This is a genomic window from Pseudomonas izuensis (assembly GCF_009861505.1).
GTDB lineage: Bacteria > Pseudomonadota > Gammaproteobacteria > Pseudomonadales > Pseudomonadaceae > Aquipseudomonas > Aquipseudomonas izuensis.
Map to the genome: position 1 here is coordinate 29,083 of NZ_WTFT01000033.1, position 21,388 is coordinate 50,470.

A 21,388-nucleotide genomic window follows, 5' to 3' on the forward strand; every position below is an offset into this window, starting at 1 on the left:
CGTTCCGTTCTTCCAAGTGACTCGCCGTAAGGGCGAAACCCTAAATGGCCGTTACCGCAGGAATGGATATGTACTCAGTCAACAAAAGACAGGTCGGCTGTCAGGCCGCCTCGCTGGCAAGCCAGCTCCTACAGGGATAGAACAGCCAGGTCGCCGTTTCGATTGATACCCGCAAGCGGAATCAGGAATCGCTTGCGACGCGCTTTTGCAGATACTTCGCCCGTTCGGACAATCGCCGCTTCCAGTCCTCGGCCAGGCCCCGCACGGTCGCCAGCGCCAGCAGATCATCGATCACCGGCCGGTGCGACAGCTGCACCTGCCAGAACCGGTCGATGGAAAAATGCTCGGTATGCCGTTCCAGCAGTTCAATCCTGTCCCCCGCCTGCAGAAAGCCCGGCTGAAGAACGCGGTAATACCAACCGGTGATGCGCTCCCTGGCGACGAACATCGACAGGTGCTCGGCATCAAAACGGTGGTTGATCTTCCAGCACGGGCTGCGCGGCTGGGACACCTGCAATACCGTGCTGCCGACCTGGAACACATCACCGATGTGCACGTTGCATTCAGAGAGGCCGAACGCGGAAATATTCTCCCCCAGGCTGCCCGCCACCAGTTGCGGGGCGCTGTGGGCAAAGGCCTGAGCCAGTCGCGCGTAGTTCTGCGCCGCGTATTGATGCACGGCTTTTTCCGGACCACCGTGTACCCGGGTGTCGCCGTGCTGGTCACCGACGATCCCGTGCAGCTCTACGCGGACGGGACCTTCGTGACGCCGCTTGAAGAAGCCCGTGCATTGCCCCTCGGGCTGCAATACCCCCAGGCCACCGGCGAAGACGTGGTCAATTTTCGAAGTCAGTGTCATGGGTCGAACGGCGCTCATTATCCGGTTTCGGTCACTTTACTAATCGTTGTCGACGGCCGTAAAGTGATCGTTAAATATGCTCACAATCACTTTTTATGATGGATGGTGACGATCATGGAAATGCGCCAACTGAAGATTTTCTGCGCCGTGGCCGAGCTGGGCAGCTTCACCGCCGCGGCGTTGCAGGTGAATACGGTGCAGTCCAACGTGACCATGCGCGTGAAAGAGCTGGAAGCGGAACTCAATCGCGAGTTGTTTATTCGCAAGAAGTCCGGAGTGGTGCTGACGTCGGCGGGCGAGACGTTCCTCGGCTATGCGCGACGCATCCTGCAGTTGACCGAAGAAAGCCGCAGCGCCTTGATGGACACCGGCAGCCCGACGGGTCTGCTGCGACTGGGGTCGATGGAAACCACTGCTGCCATACGCTTGCCGCAGGTGCTGACCAAGTACCGCGAGCAATATCCTGACGTGCAGTTGTCGTTGCTGACCGGCACCACAGTGGAACTGATCAAGGCGATTGAAGCGCACCGGCTCGACGGTGCCTTTGTGGGTGGCTTCCACCAGAACTCGGCGCTGGCCCAAGAAGAGGTGTTTAGCGAAGAGCTGGTGTTGGTGAGTAGTAACCAGTTCGATTCCCTGCCGGCGCTGATGGAGAAAATGCCCCAGCAGACGGTGCTGGTGTTCCGCACGGGCTGCTTCTATCGCTCGACCCTGGAAAACTGGTTCTATCAGGTGGGACTGGTGCCTAACCAGATCATGGAACTGGGCACTCTCGACGGCATCCTGTCCTGTGTCGCGGCGGGCATGGGCGTGACCTTGCTGCCCAAGGCCATTGCGGAAAACTGCAGTGTGCGCCACGGAATTCGCTGGCACACGCTACCGCCGGAGTTCGCCAACGTCTCCACCGTGTTCATCCGCCGCAATGACTCGATGATCACTTCGGCAATGAGTGCGTTCATTGGTTTGGCGCAACAGCAGATTGCGCAACCGGCGATGGTTTGAACAACACCGATGACCACTGTGGGAGCGAGCCTGCTTGCGATAGCGTCGGGTCAGTCGACATCGATGTTGACTGTTCCACCGTCTTCGCGAGCAGGCTCGCTCCCACAGGGGATCTCTGTTGGTCGCAGAATTCGCGTTCACTGAAGATCAAAACTGTGGGAGCGAGCCTGCTCGCGAAAGCGTCGGGTCAGTCGACATCGATGTTGATTGTGCCGCCGTCTTCGCGAGCAGGCTCGCTCCCACAGGGGATCTCTGTTGATCGCAGAATTCGCGTTCACTGTAGATCAAAACTGTGGGAGCGAGCCTGCTCGCGAAAGCGCCGAGTCAGTCAACATTGATGTTGATTGTGCCGCCGTCTTCGCGAGCAGGCTCGCTCCCACAGGGGATCTCTGTTGGTCGCAGAATTCGCGTTCACTGAAGATCAAAACTGTGGGAGCGAGCCTGCTCGCGAAAGCGTCGGGTCAGTCAACATTGATGTTGATTGTGCCGCCGTCTTCGCGAGCAGGCTCGCTCCCACAGGGGATTATTGCCAGCCGAGCGTTCTTCGTTGCTCGTTCAGAATTCGCCCCGTCGCGGCATAGTCGGTGACGCCAATCTCCAACCGACCCGGTGCTATCGAAACGCCTCGAGCAAGCTCCGCCACCCGCTCGGCCGCCGGCACCACACTGTGGATCTTGCCGACGCCCTGCCCCGCATACAGCGACAGCTTTTCAGCCATGCGCGGCTTGTCGATGACCCGGGCGCCGCCACCGATGAAGCGCAGCAGGTTCCACTTGTCCCGGTTGGGGATCACCCGGTGCGGTGTGCCGTAGGTCCAGCCGAAGGAATAGCCGGTGCGGTACTCGGTGTCATCGGTGGTTGCCTCGACGATCTTCTGCTTGTACAGCGGATGCGCATTGGACTCATCGGTGGCAATGAATGCGGTACCCACCACCACCCCCGAGGCACCGAGCGACATCAGCGCCCGAACATCGTCGCCATGGGTGATACCACCGGCAGCCAACACCGGCCGGCCCTCGCAAACGCCGAGGATCGAGGTCAACAACGGCATGATGCCAATGGTGCCGCGATTGAGGTGACCGCCACTTTCACTGCCTTGGGCGATGATGATGTCGGCACCCTGGGCGATGGCAATGTGGGCCAACTCCACCGACCCCGCCTGCACCATGACCACCATCCCGGCGTCTTTCGCCCGGGGGATCATGTGGGCGGAATACTTCTCGGCATAAAACAGCGACAGCAGTTTGGGCTTCTCCTTGAGGATCACCTGGAACTGCGCTTCGAAAACATCCGGGCCACCGAATTGCGGCACCAGGTTCACGCCGAAAGGTTTGTCGGTCAGCGCGCGGGTTTCCTGAATCCAGCGACGCAAAGCCAAGGGCGGCAAACGCAAGCCGCCAATCACGCCCATGCCCCCGGCATTGGCCACGGCCCCGACCAGTTGCGGACCGGAAATCGCCGCCATGCCGCCGAGAAAAATCGGGTACTTCACGCCGCAGAGCCGGGTGACGGCGTTACCCGCAAAATCGAATTCGCTCATGACTCACAGCTCCACATGTTTGCCAAGCATCCGCTTGAGCGTGTTGTTCTTCAGGAGAAAGTGATTCTTGACCGCGCCGAAGATGTGCAGCGCCAGCCCGGCGAGAAACGCCGTGGCGCCGATATCGAACAGTCCATCGACCACCTGCTTCAACGCTGGGTTGGCGGGCAGTACGGTTGGAATCCCCCAGCCGCCGGGCAGCTCCACCACTTCCCCGGCTGCAGCGCGCGATGCCCACACTGCGATGGGCAACAGCACCATCGCCAGGGCCAGCGACACCGCCACCGAGCGGCTGATGATCACTTCGATGGGGTTGGGGGTGCCCACCGGCAACGGATGGTAAGCGGTGATCCGCGCCCAGAACCGATAGGTCGACACGAGGAACAGCATCAGGCCCAACAGGTTTTGCACCCTGCCAAGTTCCTGTTGCAGTGCCGCACTGGACGCGTGGCCGATCAACACTTGAAGGATGAAAATCCCCAGCAGCGAAAACGCCACGACCCAGTGCAATGTGACGGTGATGGGTGAAAATCTCAGGCCATTGTCTCTTAGTTGCATGGCTGACTCCTTTTGCAGAGTTCGCAAAATAGTTGGGACGCGAAGACCTTAGTGATTGACGGCCTGCGCAGCCCCGAGCCCTGTCCGGGCACGGATCAACTGGTCGTCGAAACGCTCGCGCTCAAGCCCTGCCCCGTGGCTGCGGTCGGTGACCGAGCCCAGCCAGGTGAAGAAGAACGCCACGTTCATCGAGATGATCGCCGGGTAGTCATAGGGGAAGATTGCGTCGGCATTGTCCAGCACCTTGACCCAGACCGCAGGCGAGAGAATCACCAGGCCGACCGCGCTGATCAGCCCGGCGACACCGCCGATCAATGCACCACGGGTGGTCAGCCCCTTCCAGTACATCGAGAGCACGAGGACCGGGAAATTGACCGAAGCCGCCACGCCGAAGGTCAGCGCCACCAGAAAGGCGATGTTCTGGTCCTTGAACAGGATCCCCAGCACCACGGCGACGATGCCGATGCCCACCGAGGCGATCCGCGAGACTCGGCGCTCGTCCCGGGCATCGGCTTTGCCCTTCTTGACCACCATCACGTACAGGTCATGGGAAATCGCCGAGGTGCCGGCCATGGTCAGCCCGGACACCACCGCCAGAATCGTCGCGAACGCCACGGCGGAGATGAAGCCGAGCAGCAGATCGCCGCCCACGGCCTTGGCCAGGTGCATCACCGGCATGTTGCCGCCGCCGATGAGCTTGCCGGCCAGATTGCCGGACTCGTAGAAGGCCGGATCCTGCCCGACGATGACGATGGCGGCCAGGCCCAGCACGGCAACGATCAAGTAGAAGAAGCCGATGAAGCCCGTGGCGACGAATACCGATTTACGCGCCTGTTTGGCGTCCGGCACCGTAAAGAAACGCATGAGAATGTGCGGCAATCCCGCCGTGCCGAACACCAGGCCCAGTGACAACGAGATCAGCGACAGCGGGTCGGCCACCAGTTTGCTCGGCAGCAGGATTTTCTCGCCATCGTGGTGCGCGGCCACCGCTTTCTCGAACAACAGGTCGAAGGAAAAACCGAACTTGCTCAGCGCCAGAAACGCCAGCAAGGTTCCGCCCAACAACAGCAAACCGGCCTTGATGATCTGCACCCAGGTGGTGGCGACCATCCCGCCAAAGGTGACGTAGACCGCCATCAACAAACCGACGGCGACGACCGCGTAGTTGTAAGGCAGGCCGAACAACAACTGGATCAGTTGCCCGGCACCGACCATCTGCACCACCAGGTAAAAGCACACCACCGTCAGCGAGCCGAAGGCCGTCATGGTGCGGATGCGGTTTTGATCGAGGCGGAACGACGCAATGTCGGACAGGGTGATGCGCCCCAGATTGCGGATGCGCTCGGCGAACAGGAACAACAGCAACGGCCAGGCGACGAAGAAGCTGATCGAGTACAGCACACCATCGAAACCGTTGAAGAAGATCATGCTGGTGACGCCCAGCAGCGCCGCCGCCGACATGTAGTCACCGGCCAGCGCCAGGCCGTTCTGGAAGCCGGTGATACCACCGCCGGCGTTGTAGAAATCGTCCATGGATTTGGTCTTGGAAGCGGCCCACCACGTGATGCCGAGGGTCGTTACGACAAACACCAGGAACATGCTGATCGCGGTGATGTTGATCGGTTGTTTTTCGACGTTCTGCAGCACGTCACCGGCCATGGCGCGCGCCGCCAATGTGCTCAGCAGAACGGGAAGGATGAGGTTTCGCAGGAGGTGTTTCATACGATGGCCCCCGCGCGGATGTGTGCGGTCAGCTCATCGAACTCGCCGTTGGCTCGCAGGATGTACAGCCCGGTGAACAACCAGGCGCCGACGATAAACACCAGACCCAGCGGCCAGCCGATGTTGATGATGCTGGTGGCGGAAAGCTTCGTCGCTAGCAGGTGGGGGGCGAAAGCGGCGACGAGGATAAACGTGAAGTACGGGACAAGGGTGGCGGCGGTAAGGCCGGTGACGAATCGTCGCTGCCGCGAGACCAGTTCCTTGTAACGGGGATGATTGCGAATTCTGGCTGATTCGGTTGCATGGTTCACGTTGACTCCGTGTTGCAGTGGTGACGTTATTGTTGTTCCACAGCCTCAGACTCGAAGACTCGATCCGCCACTGGCTGCGGTATCTGTGCCCCTTCAACCTATGCCCGGCCATTGATCATGTAAAATGATCATTTGTGATTCAGTTGATCGCTTTTGGTGAATCTGTATCCTCTTCTTGCTTGCCTTCCCGACCCTCTGACACTAATCTCAAAGAAGCTTTAGCTTGAGTCGCAGTTATTATTTTTAGAGATAGGTGAGTTCGATGGATGTAGCGGATCTGAAGGTGCTGGATGCCGTCGCGCGCCATGGCAGCATGAACAAGGCCGCCAGTGAGCTGAACACTGTCCAGTCGAACGTTTCGGCGCGGATTCGCTCGCTGGAAGACGAACTTGGGGTAACGCTGTTTCAACGCAGCGCCAAGGGTGTGCAGGTGACGCCTGCCGGCCGCCGCATCCTGCCCTTCGCCGCACGGCTCTCGAAATTGCTGCTCGATGCCTCCAGCGCTGCCCGGGATGACGGCCATCCCAAAGGCGTGCTGGAGATCGGCACGCTGGAAACCACCTTGGCCCTGCGCCTGCCACGCCTGATCGCCCAGTTCGCCAAGGCTTACCCCGAGGTTCGCCCGGTGGTGCGCACCGGCACCACGTGCAGCCTGATTCAGGGTGTCATCGACTGTAAGCTCGAAGGCGCGTTCGTCGTAGGACCGGTCAATCATCCGGAACTGCACAGCGAAGAAGCATTTCGCGAAGAGTTGGTGCTGGTCACCTCACCAGCCCTGCGCAGCCTGGATGATGTCGCTGCGGTCGAGAATCTGAAGACCGTGGTGTTTCGCATCGGCTGCTCCTACCGCCAACGCCTCGACACACTGTTGACCAGCCTCGGTATCGTCGCCCCCGAGCCGCTGGAATTCGGCTCGATCGAAGCCATTATTGCCTGCGTATCAGCGGGAGTCGGAGTCACGCTGCTGCCCCGGGGTGTCGTGGCCACCGCGGCCCGCGAAGGCTTGGTGGCGGTGCATGAGCTGGCGCCGGAACTGGCGCAAGTGGAGACGGTGTTCGTGCGGCGCATCGACGGCTATTTCTCCAGCGCGCTGGCCACATTTCTGCACAGCGTACGTGAGGACGCCGTCGCTGCCCCGCACCCAGCTACCGTGTAATACCGTTCACTGGAGACAATTTCCTGGGGAGCAAAAAATCCGTGGCGAGGGGATTTATCCCCGTTCGGCTGCGAAGCAGTCGTTAATCCACGACACTCAGTCCGTTTGAATGGACGCCGGGGGCTGCTTCGCAACCCAACGGGGATAAATCCCCTCGCCACAAGTGAACATCCCATGTTTACCGTTGCACTGTAGCGACCGTTACCGTGAAAAACCGGCTCCTCACCCAGCCGTTGATGCCAGCACACAGCACCAACAACGCACCGGTCACCAGGAACACGTGATGCAAACCGAAATGCGCGCCGATCTGGCCGCCGATCAGTGGCCCGATGACCTGCCCGGAAAACTGCGCCGATTGCAGATAACCCAGGATTTTCCCGGTGTTGTGTTCTTCCACCGACTGCCGGATCAACTTGGCAATCGCGGGCAAGAGCCCGGCGATAGTCATGCCCATCAAGCCGCGTAACACCGCCAGTTGCCACCATTGCGTGACAAACGCCTGAGGCACCATGACGATACCGGTCAACACCAGGCAACCGATGATCACGTTCCAACTGCCGACACGATCAGCCAGCGCCCCCAGCCTGGCGGCGGTCAATATGCTGCCCAGTGCCGAACAGGCCATCACCACCCCGGCTATCCGCGCCTGATCGTCGAGGGCCACGCCCAAGTGACCGATGTAGACGGTGATGATCGGCTCGATCGACATGTTGGCCAGCAGCACCATCATCGCCGTCATCAGCAACGCGGCAATGATCGGCCAGCGGGAACCCGCCGCCTCCCCTTGAGTTTTTTTGTCGCGCCGCGCCCCGTCCACTCCGCGCTCGAAATCTTCGCGAATCAGCACAATCGTGGTGATCGCCGCCACGGCGATCATCGCGCCACCGACAAAAAAAGTGCCGCGAATCCCGACCAGTTGCGGCAAAAACCCACCCACCAATGGCCCGATCAGATTGCCGGACAAGGCGCCGGTCGAGAGAATGCCCAGCGCCCAACCCGCTTTCTCTCGCGGCACCTGGGAACCAATCATCACAATGGACGCTGAGGCGTAACCACCAATCAGCCCGGCGACCAGGCGCAGCAGCACCAGGTCGGTGACGTCCCGCGCCAGCCCGATCAGCGACATCACAATTGCCATGCCGATGGCCGCGCGTATAAGCATCGGCTTGCGACCGTAACGATCCGCCAGCCGGCCCCACAACGGCGCGGTAATCGCTGTACCAAAAAACGTCGCACCGAAGGCCACGGCCGACCACTGCACCACGTCGGCCTGAGCCGTGACGCCCAGTTGTTGCACGTAAAGCGGCAGGAACGGCAGCAGCATGCTCAGGCTCACCAGCGTGGTGAATGAGCCAAACACGCAAACGGCCAGGTTGCGGCGCCAATAGGGAAGATTACGATCGGCATAGTTCTTCACGCTGTTCATCCCTTCTGTTTTTCAGTTGGGGCGACTCTACGCGCGAGCGTGATATCTAAAGAAACGAATTAAACAGGCAAGTGTTATCTGTAAAAAAGATACATCCTGTGGGAACTGGGGATATTCACCTGTTTTTCTGACCAACGCAGGCCCTGTAGGAGCTGGCTTGCCAGCGAAAGCGGTGTATCAGGTAAAGGTGATGCTGGATGTGCCGGCCCCTTCGCGGGCAAGCCCGCTCCCACAGGGATTGGGTACATCCACCGCAGCGGTGTTGTTTGATTACACGGTGTATCAAGAGTAATTCCGGGATAACGGTATATCTTCAAACCACGGCTTCTTACAGTGATCGATCCACTCCGTCCCCTCACGCCAAGAGTGCTCCTTCATGCCCCACGACTTGACCCACCTCGATGCCGCCCTCGCCGCATACCCCCGGGCGACCTTGCTCGAAGGCCCGACACCGGTCCAAAAGCTGTCGCGATTGAGCCAGTTGCCCGAACTGAATGGCTGCAACCTCTACGTCAAACGCGATGACCTGACCGGCCTCGGCGGCGGTGGCAACAAGCTGCGCAAACTGGAATTCCTCCTCGGCGAAGCACTGGCCGAGGGCGCCGACACCCTGGTGACCTGGGGCGGCCTGCAATCCAACCATGCACGGCTGACCGCTGCCGTCGCCGCGCGCCAGGGCCTGGCTTGCGAACTGATTTTGACCCCCTCGGCCGTGCGTACCGACGAGGACTTCTGTCACAACGGCAACGTCGTGCTGGACGCCCTGTTTGGCGCGAAGATTCATCGGCTGGCCCCCGGCGCCGCACCGGATGCCTACGCCGCCGAGTTGCTCGAAAAACTCAAACGCCAAGGCAAGAAACCCTTTGTCATGCCCTTGGGTGGCTCCAGCCCCCGAGGCAGCCTCGGCTATGCCGCCTGTGCCGCCGAGATCCTGCGCCAGGCGGATGCGCTCGACATCCAGTTCGACCAAATCATCGTTCCCAACGGCAGCGCCGGCACTCATTCGGGATTGTTGGCCGGTGTCACGCTGGCGCAGTCATCCACGAAAATCACCGGCTACTCGGTATTGGCAACCGAAGAACAAGCGTCGACCTTGACCCTGGAAAAAACCCGACAGGTGCTGCAGCTCCTCGCCTGCGCCACTCCGCTGGCCGAAAACGCGATCAAGGTGGATGGCAGCCAACGCGGTGAGGCCTATGGCGCACCGACCGAAGCCATGCTCGAAGCCGTGCGCCTGCTGGCGTCCCATGAAGGCTTGCTCACCGATCCGGTCTATGGCGGCAAGGCGTTTGCCGGTTTGCTCGCCGCCGTGCGCCGGGGCGATTACCCGGTGGGCAGCAACCTGCTGTTTGTAATGACGGGTGGACTACCCGGGATTTTTGCCTACCGCCGTGCTTTCGACTGATCGGGTATTTGTGCAGGCATAAAAAAACCTCCCCGGTTTCGAACCTGGGGAGGTTGGATTCACTCAGCACCATCAGCCCTGGGCTTTGCTCATTTTGGTGAACAGCTCGGTCGGTACTTTCTTGCCGTTGGAGATGTACTGGTTGGTGCGGTATTTGTAGACCTCGCCTTCGGAGAGGAAGCCGTCGCCGTTGGTGTCCATCGCCTTGAATTCTTCACCGCCCTGTGGGGCCACGGCCAGCAGTTCTTTCAGGGAAACGCGGCCGTCGTGGTCGGTGTCGGTGCGGGCGAAGGAAGCGTCGCCGCATTTGCCTTCACCGCATTTGCCTTCACCGGCCTTGGTCACTTTGGCACCGGTTTCGCTGGCGCCGCACTTGCCTTCGCCACACTTGCCTTCGCTGGTTTTTTCGGCGGAGGCCAGTTGGTAGCCCTGAGGCATCGCTTCAGCGGCAAAGACGGTGGAAGCGAGGCTCATGCTGCCGGCCAGTGCAACTGCGATCAGGCCAATACGGGATTTGTTCGACATACGGGACATGGTTATTACTCCGGATACAGTGTGCGGCCAGGCCGCTTAGGGTCATGCCACAAGGGCGATAAGCCGTGGTGCGAGTGCGTTTGCTTTCTCGCTAAGGCAGGGCTATTTGACTGCAACCGTGTATCCCGGATGTATCCGGATCGAGGGGCATTTGTAAGCGAGTCTCCGTACAGGGGGTTCGGATACACAGCGATACACATGCCCTGTTTTTTCTCCTGAAAGATGTTCGCGCAACGATCAGTGCTAAGCGACAAGCTCAACGTAGCTCGACTCCCCTCCGCCAGTCGCACCCGACAGCCACCCCCAAACGAAGCTCAGCGTGGTACGTCCCGCGTGTTCAACGCCCACCGTGCCACGCGACCATCCGGAAAGAATCTCGCCCTCCGTCGTCAAACACTGAAAAAGCAGCTCAATGGTATCGGGGCCTGTCACGCGCCCGACTTGATTGCCGATGCGGATCCGCCCGCCCTGATAAGTGCCCGAAATGGCATCTTGCTCGACCTTGTAATGAAAGACTGTGCCCGCACCGGACAGCCCCTGGGCATTGCCCGCTACCGTGAATCGGCGATTGTGCAAACGCTCGCTGATTTGAGAAAAGGGAGTTTCCATAGATGTCGCGTCCTTGAGTGATGGTGTTCCATTACGGTCTCGGAGGAGACTAATCCATTTTCTCGCGACTGGCCCCAACGACGGGTGGAATGCAGTACCCTCTGCGCCCTCACGTCAAAAGGGAATTTTTACTCGTGCCTGAACACCGCATACGCCCCCTCGCTCTGTGCATCTTTCACCACCACGGAAAAATACTGGTCAACCGATTCACCGATGACGTCGAAAAGCGCACGCTCTTTCGCCCCATTGGCGGCGGCATTGAATTCGGCGAAAGGAGTGTCGATGCCATCGTCCGGGAAGTTCAGGAAGAACTGGGCCTTTCGATCAGCGACGTTCGACTGATTGGCACTCTGGAAAGTATTTTCACCTACGCGGGCAAGCCGGGACACGAGATCGTCCAGGTCTACGATGCAAGGTTTGACGACGCAAACACCTATGAGAAACCTTGGCTGCAAGGCCATGAAAGCGACGGGGCATCGTTCAGGGCCACGTGGTGCTCCAGCTCCTGCTTCACCGCTGAATCACCGCTAGTACCTGAAGGGCTTTACGATCTGCTCAAGAAAGCTTCGCTGTTGGAGTGAAGCAAACTGTAGTTATCACATCCCGCCCCACTGGATCTGCTTGCGCCCAACGGCTATTAGTTATCCAAAGCATGATGTCGCACGGACACGTTCCACGTAGCGTTCCAGCCACTGCCTGGTTCGGTTTACGATGGCGACCATCATGTTCGCACCGTGACGACATTGGAGGATGAATGAAAGGAAGCTGCGCTTGTGGGGCCGTAGGTTATGAGATCGACAGCATCGATATGCCTATCAGCCATTGTCATTGCATCACCTGCCGCAAGACCCATGCCGCTGCCTACGTCTCCACGGCTGGCGTGCTCAGGGAGCATTTCAGATGGACTCAAGGCCAAGACGCATTGAGGGCTTTCGAGTCATCTCCCGGGAAGACCCGACACTTCTGCTCCCACTGCGGATCGCACCTTGCAGCTGAGCGCGACGGCTCAAGCGCAATGATCGTGCGCGTAGCTACGTTGGACGAGGAACCTGGCTCCAGACCCGAATATCACATCTGGACAGAGCATGACGTAGCGTGGCTGGAGGGCGAAGGTCTCCCTAAATATTCACAATGGCAGCCGGATCGACAATAGGGAGGTTGATATGGCGAATGGCGTAGACAAACGAGTCATCGTCATTGGCGCAGGCATCGTGGGCGCCTCCCTGGCGTACCACCTGGCCAGCAAAGGCGCGAATGTCACCGTGGTCGAGGCTGAAGGTATTGCGTCCGGCGTGACTGCAACCTCATTCGCCTGGATCAACACCTCACACAGTGGGCCCGATCCCATCGCGTCATTGCGCGGTGCAGCCATCAACGAGTACCGCCGACTGGAAGCAGAGCTGCCTGACCTGAAGGTACGATGGACAGGTGCCCTGTCTTACAGCACGAACCTGGTAGAAGTGCTGCAAGCCTCAGGTAATCAGTCTTCGCCAACCCTGGTATCCCGTCCCGAAATTCTCGGCCTTGAGCCAAACCTCAAGAATCCCCCTGAACATGCTGTGTATGCAGCCGAAGAAGGCGCGCTGGATACGGTGCAAGCCACCCATGCCTTGATCGCAGGTGCCCGGGCTCATGGGGCGAAGCTGCTCACGCAGACTCGGGTTCTCGGCTTTACCACTCAGAACACAAAGGTGACGGGCGTCGAAACCGCGAAGGGCATCATCGAGGCCGACATTGTCGTATTGGCAGCCGGGACTGGCATCACGAAACTGACGCAGACGCTAAACATGTCCCTGCCCATAGAGGCCTCTCCGGCTATCTTCATCCGCTACCCATCACAACCCAATCTCGTGCGCACCCTCATCTCCAGCCCTGAAATGGAAGTGAGGCAATGTGCGGAGGGTACGTTGCTGGCGGCGGAGGATTATCTGGGCGACGCGTTGGAAAACCAGCCAGCCGCGATAGCGCTACGAACCGCCAGGGCCATCCGGAACGAACTCCATGGGTTCATTTCCATTGAACCGGAATTGGCCTGCGTCGGACTCAGACCCATGCCTGTCGATGGCACGCCTATCATTGGCTATCTACCCGGTATCGGCGGTGTGTATGTGTGCGCAATGCATCCCGGTGTCACGCTGGCGGCGATCGTGGGCCGTCTTGCCAGTGAGGAGATTATCGACGACAACGCCTGTACTGCCCTTGGTCCATGCCGCCCTGACCGTTTCTTCCAGACGTAAGGGCGCCCTCTCCACACCTGACTGTTGCTATCAAATCCAGCCCCACTGTATCTGCTTGTGCCCAACGGCCAAGGGTTAGACGGCATTGGCGGCACGTTTGCTGGTGCTGAACCGGCCGGTTTAAAGAGGCGGACCGATGGCAATCCGTTGCCCGTTGAGTAGCTATGCTTGGTCTGTTACCCGACTCTGGCAGCCACATCGTGAAAGGAGGCGTTCGAGATGCAACTCATCACGTGGAAAATCGATAAGCCGGATGAGACGAACTTCATTCTGGGTCAGACCCACTTCATCAAGTCCATCGAGGATATCCACGAAGCCCTGGTCAATACGGTGCCGGGTATCCAGTTTGGCGTGGCCTTTTGCGAGGCCTCCGGCAAGTGCCTGGTGCGATGGTCGGGCACCGATACCTCAATGATCGAACTGGCGCAGAAGAATGCGAAAGCCATCGCCGCGGGCCATAGTTTCATCATTTTCCTGGGCGACGGTTTCTATCCGCTGAACGTGTTGAACACCATCAAAATGGTGCCAGAGGTCTGTCGTATTTTTTGTGCAACGGCCAATCCGACTGAAGTGATTCTCGCCGAGACGGAACAAGGGCGAGCCATCCTGGGCGTCGTAGATGGCTTCTGTGCCAAGGATATTGAAGGCGACGATGACATCCTGTGGCGCCGGAACCTGTTGCGCCAGATTGGCTACAAGCAGTGAACAGGCGCGTGGATTCCCCCTGGGCCGGGTTCAAGCCAACAGCTCGGTGATCCACCGGGCCTGCCGGGCGACATCCTGCACCTTTTCCTCGGGCACGGCCTGCCGCGCCCGGGCGAAGCTGGTCAGGGTTTTCTGCTTCTGGCGCAGCATGCGCTGCCACTTGGCCAGGAACGCCGGACTGCGGGCCTGCATCTGCAGCGGGCCGAAGTACAGCTCCTCGGCGGTATACGTCACCGGACCGGCACGCTCGGCGACAATGATTTCGTAGTCGAAATGGTTTTCCCGCAGCACGTCCTCGCAGAGGATGCGGTAGCCATTTTCCATCAGCCATTGGCGCAGTGGCTGCTCGCCGCCGTTGGGCTGCAGGATCAGGCGCTCCTGCCCGCTCAGGTGCGCCTTGCCGCTGTCGAGGATGTCGCGGATCGTCTCGCCGCCCATGCCGCAGATGCTGATCGCCGTGATCCCGTCTCCCGGCTCGATCGCCGCCAGGCCATCGGCCAGGCGCACGGTGATCTGCTGCTCCAGGCCGTTCTCGTGCACGGTACGTTCGGCCGCGCGAAACGGCGTCAGTGCCACCTCGCCGGCCACCGCCGCCGTGATGGCGCCACGGCGCATCAACGCCACAGGCAGGTAGCCATGATCCGAGCCGATATCGGCCAGGCGCGCACCGGCGGGCACATGCCCCGCCACGCGCTCCAGGCGCATGGACAATGTCTGTTCGTTCAACGGCTGCCCCTTTTCACCACGAACGTCCGGCACCTGAGGCCGGATCGGGGCGCGATTGTGGCGAGCATTGCCGTGCATTTCAAATGTGTGCGACCAGAGCCATGGCTTTTGGCTAAGCCCGAAAAGCTGCAATGGGTCAAATACATTAAAATTTTCGCATTTTTAGATAGCATGCTAATTACAAGCTAACCTATCATGAGCCAACTTCTTAGCCATCGGCCCCGACATGACAGACACATTGACACTGGGCTTTGCCCTGCACGACAGCGCCCGGTTGATGCGCAAACGATTCGAGCAACGCGCGCGGCATGTGGGCCTGACTCGCTCGCAGTGGCAGGTTCTGGCGATGTTGTCGACCCATGAGGGTATCCATCAAAAAGGGCTGGCGGATTTGCTGGAGCTGGAGTCGATCACCCTCGTGCGCCTGCTGGACAAGATGGCGGAGCGCGGTCTGGTGGAGCGACGCCGTCACCCCACGGATCGGCGCCTGTCCTTGCTGTTTTTGACGGAGCAGGCCCATCCGCTGTTGCAGCTCATGCGTGAGATGGGCAAAGCCACCCGCCAGGAGGCCACCGACGGATTCTCTGAAGAAGAGCAACAACTGCTGCTGCAGATGATGAAGCGGATGAGGTCCAACCTGATCAAGGCCTGCAGCCTTCCCATCGATGAGGAGTAGCGCCGTCATGACTGATCAACGTCTCAAGTCCCCTGCCGAGCTACCTGTAAGGCCGGCAACGTCACGACTGGAATCCCCCTCCTCGACCGAGACCCGCCAACCCGACCTCGGGCAGACCGGGGACGACCAAAGCGATGTGTCCCCTGCCCACCCGAAACGCCGGCAGCTGCGGATGGCACTCTTTGCCTTGCTGCCCATCGCGCTTCTGGTCGGCGGCTATCTGTATGTCACGGGCGGGCAAATCATTTCCACCGACAATGCCTACATACAAGCCGATCATGTCGGCGTCTCCACGGACGTCTCGGGCCTGGTCGCTTCGGTCGATGTCAAAGACAATCAGCGGGTCGTCAAGGGTCAGGTGCTGTTCACCCTCAAGCCCGAACCTTTCCAGATCGCGTTGGCCAGTGCCCAGGCGCAACTGGGCAACGTGCGCAATCAGATCCTCAATCTCAAGGCCAATTACAACCAGGCGCTGGCCGAGATCGATCAGGCACAAATCGACCTCGCGTACTACCAGACCAGCTTCCAACGCCAGCAAACCCTGCTCAGCGTTTCCGCGGTGTCCAAAACCAATTTCGACGATGCCAGGCACGCACTGGACAGCACCCGGCAAAAAATCACCGTGGCCAAAGCCACTGCACAAATGGTGCTGGCGCAATTGGGTGGGCACATTGAAACCCCGGTCGAACAACAGTCCGCGTATCTACAGGCCCAGGCTGCCGTCGACGAAGCCCGGCGCAATTTGAACAACTCGGTGGTCAGGGCTTCGTTCGACGGGATCGTGACCAACGTTGATTCGCTGCAAGTCGGTTCCTACCTGCAACCACCACAATCGGGCATCAGCCTGGTGTCGGCCGATCACCTGTGGGTCGCGGCGTCGCCCAAGGAAACCGAGCTGACCCACCTGCAGCCCGGTCAACCTGTGGAGATCAGCGTGGACAGTTACCCCGGTGTCGAGTGGCACGGCACCGTCGAAAGCATCAGCCCGGCGTCGGGCTCGAGCTTCTCGTTGCTGCCTGCGCAAAACACCACGGGCAACTGGGTCAAGGTCGTGCAACGGATTCCCGTGCGCATCAGCATCGACGATGCCGATGAAAAACCGCCGCTGCGCACCGGCATGAGTGTGCAGGCACAGATCGATACCGGTTCGGCTCGTGGTCTTCCGTTCTCGGGGCTGCTGGCCAGCAAGACCACCGCCCATGAGTAATGCACCGGCGACAGAACCGGTGGCCCATCGCGGGATGATCACCGCCTGCGTCGTGCTGGCCGTGATCATGCAAGCGCTGGATACCACCATTGCCAACGTCGCCCTGCCCTACATGCAAGGCAGCATCTCGGCCAGTTCGGACCAGATCAACTGGGTGCTGACGTCGTACATTGTTGCGGCTGCGATCATGACACCGCCTTCGGCCTTCCTGGCCAGGCGCTTCGGACGCAAACGCGTACTGATCTGGGCCATCATCGGCTTCGTCGTCTCGTCGATGCTATGCGGCCTGGCGCAGTCGCTGGAAGAAATCATCCTCGCCCGCCTGCTCCAGGGACTTGCCGGTGCAGCCCTGGTGCCTTTATCCCAGGGCATCCTGCTGGATATCTACAGCCTCAAGGAACGCGGGTCAGCCATGGCACTGTTCGGGGTGTCCGTCATGGTCGGCCCGGTGTTGGGCCCGATGCTCGGTGGCTGGCTGACCGAGCATTTCAGTTGGCGTTGGGTGTTCTTCATCAACCTGCCCATTGGCCTGTTGGCACTGGCCGGGATCGTCTATTACGTCAGTGAAACCTCGACCGACACCTCGTCACGCCTTGACTGGCTGGGCTTTGGTTCGCTGAGCGTAGCGATCATGGCCCTGCAACTGTTCCTTGACCGAGGCGAGCAACTGGGCTGGTTCGCGTCCGGTGAGATCCTGATCGAAGCCATCGTGGCCGCCGTCGCCCTGTATGTGTTTGTGGTCCACACCTTTACCACCGACACCCCCTTCATCAGCCCGAAGCTGTTCAAGGACAGAAACTTTTCGATCAGCGTGATCTTCATTTTCATCGTCGGCATTACCTACCTGGCCTCGCTGGCGCTGATGACTCCCTACCTGCAAACCCTGATGGGCTATCCGGTGCTGACCGCCGGCATGGTCATGGGCCCGCGCGGGTTGGGGACGATGTTGACCATGTTTCTTGCCGGTCAATTGTTGGGCAAGGTCGATACCCGCCTGTTGCTGTTGGCGGGCCTGGGATTGTCGGCGCTGTCGATGGGTTTGATGACCGGCTGGACACCTGATGTGTCGATGCAAACCATCATCTATGTCGGCTTCATTCAAGGCACCAGCCTGGGCCTGCTGTTCGTGCCATTGACCACCGTGGCCTTCGCGACCTTGCCCGCTTCCCTGCGCGCAGAAGGCACCGGGCTCTATAGCCTCGCGCGAAATGTTGGCTCCAGCGTCGGGATCTCCATCGTGACGGTGCTGCTGACCCAGAACATCCAGGCCAACCATGAGCAGATCGGTGCCTACGTCACGCCTTTCAACCGGGCCTTCGAGGCCTGGCCGATGAAGAATTACCTGGACCCGATGGTGGCGTCCGGGCGCGCGACACTTGACGCGATGGTCACGGTGCAAGCGAGCTGGATCGCTTACCTTGATGACTTCAAGCTGCTGATGGTGCTGTCACTGGCGGTGATGCCGCTGCTGTTGATCATCAAGCCCCCGAAAATCCAGGCCAATGAAGAGCCGGCGCCGGTCATGGAGTAGCCCGCGAAGGCGTTGGGTCAGGTGCCATCTTTGTTGACTGGACCGCCGCGTTCGCTGGCAAGCCAGCGCCTACAGTCAGGCCCCGTGTACATTCGCAAAATGGATATGTACACCCTGTTTTGGGGGGGACACTCCCCGCCAGCGGGGCTTTAAACCCGGTTTTTCATGCGCTCGTTAAACGCCGACACACCAGGAAACGCGGCGCTGGAACTAATTCTCACTTCCTGTCACTTCTGGCAAGAAAGTTGCGTCGTCACCCTCCAGGCTCGGAATCAAACTCCGAGGAACCCCTCAGAGGTGTGTGCGATGAAACCGGATACCGGAAGGTTGAAACCTGGCCCATTGTCCAAAACCAGGCTGGCGCTGAGTATTTCTGCGGCCGCGATCCTGCTGGGGCTGGGCTTGTCCCAGACCCAGGCAGTCCCCCTCGACAACACCGATCCACCGCCGCCTACCGACCCGTCGGCGCTCACTAATCCACCCGCCGACCCCAAGGCTGCATTGAACAATTTGCTCAAGCAGCCTCGCGCAAACGTCAGCGCCTTCGACTTGCCCAATGGCGTGGCCGGTGACCGCAAGACCCCCTTGGCCGACAATGCGCTGCCGCCCAATCTGCAAACCGGCTTCAATATTCCCACCAACGGCAATGCCAGCCCGGTGTTCGGGGCTCAACCGTTCTCACAGAAGCTTGAACTGTTCGAGGAGTTCGGCTCGAACAAACTGGATGCGGCCGACCCGCCATCACCCATTCCGTTTCCGGTCCCGACGGTGGGGCCGGCACCGGCGCAAGATCCATTGAAGGTGGCGCGCAGCGGCCCGTCGCCGGATGCGCTGGATGCCTTTCTCAGGCAGCCGGCATTGACGCCTTTCCCGACTGAGTACTCCAATGTGCTGGACTACAACCCCTGGAAGGCGCAGATCGAGGATTTCCTCAATCGTCGGGTCAGTTCGCCCGCAGAAGGCCGGCCACCGGGAAAAGGCTGGTCGCACCAGCGCTACAACGAGTTTTTCCCGCGCAACGCTTTCAAGACGGTGCAAGCAGGTGCGCACGTCAACAGTGGCTTGCGTGATCGCATGCAACGGCATAACTACGCCGTGGGGGAATTCGCGCCAGGCGGGCTTTATCACAACACCAACGGCAACCCGGCCAACGAGGGCACCACCAAGGGCATTCAGGTGCAGTTTCACCCCAACTTCCCTGTCCAGGACCATAACGCGTTGTGGACGTTCGACGGCACCTTTCCACCCAAACTGCTCCAGGTACGCTATGGCCAGGCAATGCTGATGCGTCATTACGATGCCTTGCCCATTGACCCGTCGGCCAACCGCGGCTTTGGCCTGCATACCATCACCACCCATGAACATAACGGCCACTCACCCGCGGAAAGCGACGGTTTTACCAACGCGTTTTTCTTCCCGGGCCAGTACTACGACTATCGCTGGCCGATCCAGTTCGCCGGTTACGACTCCATCAATACCAAGGCCGAGGACGCACGGGCAGCGTTCCCCTGCGATGCTGGCGAAACCCTTTTCGTCAACGACACCAATCCCGGCCTCAAGACCTGCGACCACGGCACCATCAAGATCCGTGGTGACTGGCGCGAAACCATGAGTACCCACTGGTTCCACGACCACATGCTCGATTTCACCGCGCAGAATGTCTACAAGGGCAATGCGACGATGATGAACTACTACAGCGCCGTGGACCGTGGCAACGAGTCGGTGAACGACGGGGTCAACCTGCGCTTGCCCAGCGGTTCGGGACTGGGTTGGGGTAACCGTGACTATGACATCAACTTGACCATCGCCGACAAGGCCTGGGACCAGGCCGGTCAGTTGTGGTTCAACCCCTTCAACACCGACGGTTTTCTCGGTGACCAGATACTGGTCAACTGGGAGTACAAACCCTTCCTGGACGTACGTGCCCGCCGCTACCGTTTCCGGATTCTCAACGGATCGGTTTCGCGCTTCTTCAAGCTGGCGGTGGTGCGTCAGGTCAATGGTAATGGTGGCGAGTTTCCCGGCCCGAAAAACTCCGGGATTTCCTACAACCGGGTGCCGTTCCACATGATTGCCAACGACGGCAATATCATGGAACACGCCGTGCCGTTCGATGGCAGCCTGGACCTCAATGGCGACGGCGACAAACAGGACCACAATGGCATTTTGCCGATGCAGGGCATCGCCGAACGCTACGACATCGTCATCGATTTCGCGAAAAACGGCATCAAGCCGGGCGACAAGATCTTCTTCGTCAATATCGAGGAACATGAAGACGGCAAGCGTCCCAAAGGTGACATTCCATTGGCCGATGTGCTCTCCGAGAAGTACCTGCCCGTCGTCAGGCAAACCAGCCACGGGCCACAGTGGGACAAGGGTGACCCGGGCGTGGGCAGGTTCATGCAACTGAACGTCAAGCCTTACACCGGCCAGGATGTCAGCATGAATCCGGTCGACTTCGAGCCCGCCAAGCCTGGCAAGCCCGAGGGCAAGCTCATGATCCCGCTGCCCTTGCACCGTGATGACCCCGCCGATATCGCCCGGATTGCCCAGGCGCGGCACCGCACCTTTATCTTTGGCCGTTCCGACGGCACCGATTTTGCGCCCTGGACAATCAAGACCGACGGCGGCCCAGGCTTCAACATGGACCCGCGCCGGATTTCAGCCGCGCCACAACTGGCCACCGGCCCGACACCGGCCGGGTTCAAGGGTGAAGGCACGCTGGAAGTCTGGAAGATCCAGAACGGTGGCAATGGCTGGAATCACCCGGTGCATGTGCACTTCGAGGAAGGGATCATTCTCAGTCGAGGCGGCAAAGCACCGCCAGAATGGGAAAAAGGAGCGCGCAAGGACATCTACCGTATAGGCCCCGATCCTGACAGCCTCGACAACGTCGAGATGGCCATGCATATCCGTGAATTTGCCGGTACCTACATGGAGCACTGCCACAACACACAACATGAAGACACGTCGATGCTGCTGCGCTGGGACTCCGAGCACCCGGGCCAATTCCAATTGATGCCCACACCCTTGCCCAGCTGGGACGGCGTGAAATTCGTGGACTCGGTTGCGTTACCGACATTCCGTACGGGAGACGGCGTCGGGCCACAGGTCAAGGTCAACAATAACCAGGGAGATAACAGCGGCAGTGTCCGAGGGGGCAAAGGCTAGCGGCGTCTATCCA

At 59.9% G+C, this 21,388-nt stretch carries 20 protein-coding genes; 11 read left to right on the plus strand and 9 right to left on the minus strand.

Annotated elements, in window-relative coordinates:
• Window positions 1-181: 181 nt before the first annotated feature.
• Window positions 182-859, minus strand: coding sequence for an MOSC domain-containing protein (locus GPL81_RS23825; RefSeq protein ID WP_160108701.1), 678 nt, complete (start codon window positions 857-859; stop codon window positions 182-184).
• Window positions 860-973: 114 nt separating this feature from the next.
• Between GPL81_RS23825 and GPL81_RS23830 the strand changes: the two genes are divergently transcribed.
• The gene (locus tag GPL81_RS23830) at window positions 974-1,861 is read left to right on the plus strand and encodes a LysR family transcriptional regulator (protein ID WP_160108702.1); all 888 of its coding nucleotides are present in this window, start codon (window positions 974-976) and stop codon (window positions 1,859-1,861) included.
• Window positions 1,862-2,384: 523 nt separating this feature from the next.
• On the opposite strand, the gene GPL81_RS23835 is transcribed toward GPL81_RS23830, so the two are convergent.
• The 4 genes from GPL81_RS23835 to GPL81_RS23850 are packed head-to-tail and all read right to left on the minus strand — an operon-like array spanning window position 2,385 to window position 5,992.
• Entirely contained in the window at window positions 2,385-3,401 is a 1,017-nt protein-coding gene (locus GPL81_RS23835) for an NAD(P)H-dependent flavin oxidoreductase (protein ID WP_160108703.1), read from the minus strand.
• A gap of 3 nt (window positions 3,402-3,404) precedes the next feature.
• The gene (locus tag GPL81_RS23840) at window positions 3,405-3,959 is read right to left on the minus strand and encodes a cytochrome b (protein ID WP_160108704.1); all 555 of its coding nucleotides are present in this window, start codon (window positions 3,957-3,959) and stop codon (window positions 3,405-3,407) included.
• A gap of 48 nt (window positions 3,960-4,007) precedes the next feature.
• Window positions 4,008-5,681 (minus strand): cation acetate symporter, encoded by a 1,674-nt coding sequence (locus tag GPL81_RS23845; RefSeq protein ID WP_160108705.1) that lies wholly within the window; start codon window positions 5,679-5,681, stop codon window positions 4,008-4,010.
• Complete coding sequence (locus GPL81_RS23850; RefSeq protein ID WP_160108706.1) at window positions 5,678-5,992, minus strand: DUF485 domain-containing protein; 315 nt, start codon at window positions 5,990-5,992, stop codon at window positions 5,678-5,680. Before GPL81_RS23850 ends, GPL81_RS23845 begins: the two co-directional genes overlap by 4 nt.
• Before the next feature lie 262 nt (window positions 5,993-6,254).
• Between GPL81_RS23850 and GPL81_RS23855 the strand changes: the two genes are divergently transcribed.
• Window positions 6,255-7,148 (plus strand): LysR family transcriptional regulator, encoded by an 894-nt coding sequence (locus tag GPL81_RS23855; RefSeq protein WP_160108707.1) that lies wholly within the window; start codon window positions 6,255-6,257, stop codon window positions 7,146-7,148.
• Between the two features lie 178 nt (window positions 7,149-7,326).
• Here the strand turns inward: GPL81_RS23855 and GPL81_RS23860 are convergent, their stop codons facing one another.
• Window positions 7,327-8,565 carry an MFS transporter gene (locus tag GPL81_RS23860; RefSeq protein WP_246218972.1) on the minus strand — a complete coding sequence of 413 codons (1,239 nt, stop codon included), beginning with the start codon at window positions 8,563-8,565 and terminating at the stop codon, window positions 7,327-7,329.
• 385 nt (window positions 8,566-8,950) lie between these two features.
• Here GPL81_RS23860 and GPL81_RS23865 point away from each other — a divergent pair, with 385 nt between their 5' ends.
• A complete protein-coding gene (locus GPL81_RS23865) occupies window positions 8,951-9,979 on the plus strand; it encodes a D-cysteine desulfhydrase family protein (RefSeq protein WP_160108709.1) in 1,029 nt (342 codons plus the stop codon).
• Between the two features lie 72 nt (window positions 9,980-10,051).
• On the opposite strand, the gene GPL81_RS23870 is transcribed toward GPL81_RS23865, so the two are convergent.
• Both GPL81_RS23870 and GPL81_RS23875 read right to left on the minus strand, forming a co-directional pair.
• Window positions 10,052-10,513 carry an HvfA family oxazolone/thioamide-modified RiPP metallophore gene (locus GPL81_RS23870; protein ID WP_160108710.1) on the minus strand — a complete coding sequence of 154 codons (462 nt, stop codon included), beginning with the start codon at window positions 10,511-10,513 and terminating at the stop codon, window positions 10,052-10,054.
• Window positions 10,514-10,756: 243 nt separating this feature from the next.
• Window positions 10,757-11,122 (minus strand): avidin-fold protein, encoded by a 366-nt coding sequence (locus GPL81_RS23875; RefSeq protein ID WP_160108711.1) that lies wholly within the window; start codon window positions 11,120-11,122, stop codon window positions 10,757-10,759.
• 134 nt (window positions 11,123-11,256) lie between these two features.
• Here GPL81_RS23875 and GPL81_RS23880 point away from each other — a divergent pair, with 134 nt between their 5' ends.
• The 4 genes from GPL81_RS23880 (at window position 11,257) to GPL81_RS23895 (ending at window position 14,064) form a co-directional block, all read left to right on the plus strand.
• A complete protein-coding gene (locus GPL81_RS23880; protein WP_160108712.1) occupies window positions 11,257-11,703 on the plus strand; it encodes an NUDIX hydrolase in 447 nt (148 codons plus the stop codon).
• Between the two features lie 173 nt (window positions 11,704-11,876).
• Window positions 11,877-12,275: a GFA family protein gene (locus GPL81_RS23885; protein ID WP_096510657.1), complete on the plus strand. Its 399-nt coding sequence runs from the start codon at window positions 11,877-11,879 to the stop codon at window positions 12,273-12,275.
• Window positions 12,276-12,285: 10 nt separating this feature from the next.
• Window positions 12,286-13,359 (plus strand): NAD(P)/FAD-dependent oxidoreductase, encoded by a 1,074-nt coding sequence (locus GPL81_RS23890; protein ID WP_160108713.1) that lies wholly within the window; start codon window positions 12,286-12,288, stop codon window positions 13,357-13,359.
• Between the two features lie 219 nt (window positions 13,360-13,578).
• Window positions 13,579-14,064 (plus strand): adenosine-specific kinase, encoded by a 486-nt coding sequence (locus GPL81_RS23895; protein WP_160108714.1) that lies wholly within the window; start codon window positions 13,579-13,581, stop codon window positions 14,062-14,064.
• A 30-nt stretch (window positions 14,065-14,094) separates the two neighbouring features.
• Here GPL81_RS23895 and GPL81_RS23900 read toward each other — a convergent pair whose 3' ends face one another.
• On the minus strand, window positions 14,095-14,790 hold the full coding sequence (locus GPL81_RS23900; protein ID WP_281355069.1) for a tRNA (adenine(22)-N(1))-methyltransferase: 696 nt from the start codon (window positions 14,788-14,790) through the stop codon (window positions 14,095-14,097).
• A gap of 226 nt (window positions 14,791-15,016) precedes the next feature.
• On the opposite strand from GPL81_RS23900, the gene GPL81_RS23905 reads away from it, so the two are divergent.
• The 4 genes from GPL81_RS23905 to GPL81_RS23920 all read left to right on the plus strand — a co-directional run bounded on the left by GPL81_RS23905 (window position 15,017) and on the right by GPL81_RS23920 (window position 21,375).
• Window positions 15,017-15,466: a MarR family winged helix-turn-helix transcriptional regulator gene (locus GPL81_RS23905; RefSeq protein WP_160108716.1), complete on the plus strand. Its 450-nt coding sequence runs from the start codon at window positions 15,017-15,019 to the stop codon at window positions 15,464-15,466.
• Between the two features lie 7 nt (window positions 15,467-15,473).
• Window positions 15,474-16,673 (plus strand): HlyD family secretion protein, encoded by a 1,200-nt coding sequence (locus tag GPL81_RS23910; RefSeq protein WP_160108717.1) that lies wholly within the window; start codon window positions 15,474-15,476, stop codon window positions 16,671-16,673.
• The gene (locus GPL81_RS23915; RefSeq protein ID WP_160108718.1) at window positions 16,666-18,204 is read left to right on the plus strand and encodes a DHA2 family efflux MFS transporter permease subunit; all 1,539 of its coding nucleotides are present in this window, start codon (window positions 16,666-16,668) and stop codon (window positions 18,202-18,204) included. Before GPL81_RS23910 ends, GPL81_RS23915 begins: the two co-directional genes overlap by 8 nt.
• A 306-nt stretch (window positions 18,205-18,510) precedes the next feature.
• A complete protein-coding gene (locus tag GPL81_RS23920; protein ID WP_160108719.1) occupies window positions 18,511-21,375 on the plus strand; it encodes a multicopper oxidase domain-containing protein in 2,865 nt (954 codons plus the stop codon).
• Window positions 21,376-21,388: the final 13 nt, after the last annotated feature.

Bases quoted from the DNA above. Each gene is read 5' to 3' on its own strand.
- GPL81_RS23825 (WP_160108701.1), bottom strand. From the start codon at position 859: ATGACACTGACTTCGAAAATTGACCACGTCTTCGCCGGTGGCCTGGGG.
- GPL81_RS23830 (WP_160108702.1), top strand. From the start codon at position 974: ATGGAAATGCGCCAACTGAAGATTTTCTGCGCCGTGGCCGAGCTGGGC.
- GPL81_RS23835 (WP_160108703.1), bottom strand. From the start codon at position 3,401: ATGAGCGAATTCGATTTTGCGGGTAACGCCGTCACCCGGCTCTGCGGC.
- GPL81_RS23840 (WP_160108704.1), bottom strand. From the start codon at position 3,959: ATGCAACTAAGAGACAATGGCCTGAGATTTTCACCCATCACCGTCACA.
- GPL81_RS23845 (WP_160108705.1), bottom strand. From the start codon at position 5,681: ATGAAACACCTCCTGCGAAACCTCATCCTTCCCGTTCTGCTGAGCACA.
- GPL81_RS23855 (WP_160108707.1), top strand. From the start codon at position 6,255: ATGGATGTAGCGGATCTGAAGGTGCTGGATGCCGTCGCGCGCCATGGC.
- GPL81_RS23865 (WP_160108709.1), top strand. From the start codon at position 8,951: ATGCCCCACGACTTGACCCACCTCGATGCCGCCCTCGCCGCATACCCC.
- GPL81_RS23870 (WP_160108710.1), bottom strand. From the start codon at position 10,513: ATGTCCCGTATGTCGAACAAATCCCGTATTGGCCTGATCGCAGTTGCA.
- GPL81_RS23875 (WP_160108711.1), bottom strand. From the start codon at position 11,122: ATGGAAACTCCCTTTTCTCAAATCAGCGAGCGTTTGCACAATCGCCGA.
- GPL81_RS23885 (WP_096510657.1), top strand. From the start codon at position 11,877: ATGAAAGGAAGCTGCGCTTGTGGGGCCGTAGGTTATGAGATCGACAGC.
- GPL81_RS23890 (WP_160108713.1), top strand. From the start codon at position 12,286: ATGGCGAATGGCGTAGACAAACGAGTCATCGTCATTGGCGCAGGCATC.
- GPL81_RS23895 (WP_160108714.1), top strand. From the start codon at position 13,579: ATGCAACTCATCACGTGGAAAATCGATAAGCCGGATGAGACGAACTTC.
- GPL81_RS23905 (WP_160108716.1), top strand. From the start codon at position 15,017: ATGACAGACACATTGACACTGGGCTTTGCCCTGCACGACAGCGCCCGG.
- GPL81_RS23910 (WP_160108717.1), top strand. From the start codon at position 15,474: ATGACTGATCAACGTCTCAAGTCCCCTGCCGAGCTACCTGTAAGGCCG.
- GPL81_RS23915 (WP_160108718.1), top strand. From the start codon at position 16,666: ATGAGTAATGCACCGGCGACAGAACCGGTGGCCCATCGCGGGATGATC.
- GPL81_RS23920 (WP_160108719.1), top strand. From the start codon at position 18,511: ATGAAACCGGATACCGGAAGGTTGAAACCTGGCCCATTGTCCAAAACC.